We start from the raw sequence: 2693 nt of genomic DNA, 5'->3' as shown, positions 1-2693 counted from the left end.
CAGTGTCGGCATCTGCGGCACCGACTACCACATCTTCGAAGGCAAGCACCCGTTCCTCGCCTATCCGCGCGTCATGGGCCACGAGGTCTCCGGCACGGTTGTCGAGACGGGCGAAGGTGTTGCGCTGAGCGCCGGCGAGGCGGTCATCATCAATCCCTATCTCGCTTGCGGCAAATGCATCGCCTGCCGGAAAGGCAAGCCGAATTGCTGTGTCAGGATCGAAGTGCTCGGCGTCCATCGCGACGGCGCCATGTGCGAGGAGATCCTCGTGCCGGCGCAAAATCTTTATCCGGCGAACGGTCTCTCTCTTGCCGATGCCGCCGCCGTCGAATTCCTGGCCATCGGCGCGCATGCGGTGCGCCGCGCGCAGGCCGAGCCTGGCGCCCGCGCGCTGGTCATCGGCGCCGGCCCGATTGGGCTCGGCACCGCCCTGTTTGCCCGCATCGCCGGCCTCGATGTCAGCCTGCTCGATATGAGTAGCGAACGCCTGGGCTTTGCTGAAAACGAACTGGGCTTCGCCACGCTCGATGGCTCGAAGGCACAGGCGACCGATCTGGCGCGCGAAGCGACCAGCGGCGAAGGTTTCGACATGGTCTTCGATGCCACCGGCAACACGCAGTCGGTGCAGTCGGCCTTCGCCCATGTCGCGCATGGCGGCAGCCTCGTGCTCGTCAGTGTCGTCAAGGACGACATCACCTTCTCCGACCCGGAATTCCACAAACGCGAGATGACACTGATCGGCAGCCGCAACGCGCTGAGCGCCGACTTCGACCACGTCGCGGCTTCGATCCGCAATGGTGCCGTGCAGATGGGAAAGCTCGTCACCCATCGCACGACCCTTGCCGGCACGCCTCGCGACCTCGCAAGGTGGGCGCATGAGAAATCAGGCCTGATCAAGGCCGTCATCGAAGTCGGGTAGGACCATGCTGAGGATCGACGCGCACCAGCATTATTGGCAGATCGCGCGCGGCGACTATTTCTGGATGGGGCCGCACGTCGCGCCGATCGTTCGCGACGTCTTCCCGGCCGACCTCGCGCCGCATCTGCAGGCCGCCGGCATCGCCCGCACCGTCGTGGTGCAGGCGGCGGCGACCGTCGCCGAAACCGAATTCATGCTCGACCTCGCCGACAAGGACGACAGCATCGCGGCCGTGGTCGGCTGGGTCGATCTCGAGGCCGACGATGTCGAGGCGACGCTGCGCCGGCTGGCGGCGCGGCCGAAGTTCCGCGGCATAAGGCCAATGCTGCAGGACATCGACGACACCTTTGATATTTTGAAGCCGAAGCAGCTCGCCGCGCTGAAGCTTTTGCCGAAACTCGGCCTGCGTTTCGACGCGCTGGCGCAGCCGCGCCATTTGCCGGTGGTCGCCGCACTCGCCGACCACATGCCTGACCTGCCGATCGTCGTCGACCACGCGGCAAAACCCTTCATCGCCAAGGGCATCCTAGAGCCCTGGGCGAGCGACATGGTGGCGCTGGCGAAGCGGCCGTCGGTGGTCTGCAAATTCTCCGGCCTGGTCACCGAGGCCGGGCCGAACTGGTCGATCGCCGGCCTCAAGCCCTATGCCGACCACCTGCTCGCCTGCTTCGGGCCGGACCGGCTGATGTTCGGCAGCGACTGGCCGGTGTGCGAGCTCGCCGCCACCTACGAGAATTGGCTGGCCGCCGCGAGGGAACTCCTGGCAGGCCTTTCGCCGGTGGAGCAGGACGCCGTCTTCGGCGGCACCGCCGCGCGCTTCTACGGCATCAGCTAGTCATTGGCCGACAGTTTCAGCTCGACCCGCTCCGCCGGAAACCGCGACTCGGAAAACTGGATCGGCTGACCGTCGAGTGTGACGTTGACCGCGACCGTCACCAGCACGATGGCGCCGGGCTGCAGGTCGAGATCGGCAAGATCGGCGGCATCGGCATGGCGCGCCGACAGCACCGTCGATTGCCTGAGATAGTCGTTGATGCCGAAGCGCTTCAGCGATGCGGTGACCGATCCCGTCTCCGCCATGGCGGCATCGATACCGGCGAAGCGTTTGGCGTCGAACCAGGCGGTGGCGCGCGACACCGGATGGCCATCGGCTTCGCCGCGCGTCTCCAGGCAGAGCAGGGCGGCTCCCCTGGCGAGCTTCAAGGCATCGGCGATGCGCCGGCTGGCCGGCTCAACCGATGAGGCAAGCAGCGCAATATGCCGTTCGCTCGTCTGCCCCTGCAGGCCCGTCGAAAAGCGCGTGCGGGCGCCGATCGGGTAGGAGAGCCGCTTGCGCGACAAAACGAAGGTGCCGCGCCCCTGCTCGGCCCTGAGCACGCCTTCCTGCACCAGCGCCGCGATGGCGCTGCGCACCGTATGGCGGTTGACGCCATAGCGTTCGGCAAGCGCCATTTCCGGCGGCAGCGCCGCGTTCTCGGCAAAGTCGCCGGCGGCGATTCCCTGCAAAATCTGATCGGCGATCTGCCGCCACAGCGAAACGCCGCTGCGCCGCTCGATGCTGGCTGCCTGCTGCCCACTCATGCCCGCCCCCGGTTCTCTCACCAGCCCAGACTTTTCGCCGGTGTCATCCACCCGTCATGGACTCGCGCTAGCTGTGAGCTTTCGGGAGGTTGTCCATTCGGACCGGACCGAGGAGACTGGAGTTACCACGCTTCAGCATCCATCGGAGGATCCGAATGAACATCCATAAGAATGCCCGTCTCACACCGCTGCG

3 protein-coding genes are annotated in these 2693 nt (G+C 66.1%); 2 read left to right on the top strand and 1 reads right to left on the bottom strand.

Features of this window, described 5'->3' with window-relative positions; all coding sequences use genetic code 11:
* Together EOA33_RS31255 and EOA33_RS31250 are read left to right on the top strand one after the other, a co-directional pair.
* On the top strand, positions 1-919 hold a 919-nt coding region (locus tag EOA33_RS31255), incomplete at its 5' end, for a zinc-binding alcohol dehydrogenase family protein (protein ID WP_145989386.1).
* A 4-nt stretch (positions 920-923) separates the two neighbouring features.
* Positions 924-1754 (top strand): amidohydrolase family protein, encoded by an 831-nt coding sequence (locus EOA33_RS31250; RefSeq protein WP_189363034.1) that lies wholly within the window; start codon positions 924-926, stop codon positions 1752-1754.
* Here EOA33_RS31250 and phnF read toward each other — a convergent pair.
* The gene (gene phnF / locus EOA33_RS31245; RefSeq protein ID WP_127407382.1) at positions 1751-2500 is read right to left on the bottom strand and encodes a phosphonate metabolism transcriptional regulator PhnF; all 750 of its coding nucleotides are present in this window, start codon (positions 2498-2500) and stop codon (positions 1751-1753) included. The two genes, EOA33_RS31250 and phnF, sit on opposite strands and share 4 nt — an antisense overlap.
* Positions 2501-2693: the final 193 nt, after the last annotated feature.

It is taken from the genome of Mesorhizobium sp. M4A.F.Ca.ET.050.02.1.1, assembly GCF_003997725.1.
Lineage (GTDB): Bacteria > Pseudomonadota > Alphaproteobacteria > Rhizobiales > Rhizobiaceae > Mesorhizobium.
The sequence above is the reverse complement of the archived record's forward strand: the minus strand, read 5'-3'. Positions and strand labels throughout refer to the sequence as shown.

What these genes read in the sequence shown, in the direction of transcription:
- EOA33_RS31250 (WP_189363034.1), top strand. Translation starts at nt 924, where the DNA reads ATGCTGAGGATCGACGCGCACCAGCATTATTGGCAGATCGCGCGCGGC.
- phnF (WP_127407382.1), bottom strand. Translation starts at nt 2,500, where the DNA reads ATGAGTGGGCAGCAGGCAGCCAGCATCGAGCGGCGCAGCGGCGTTTCG.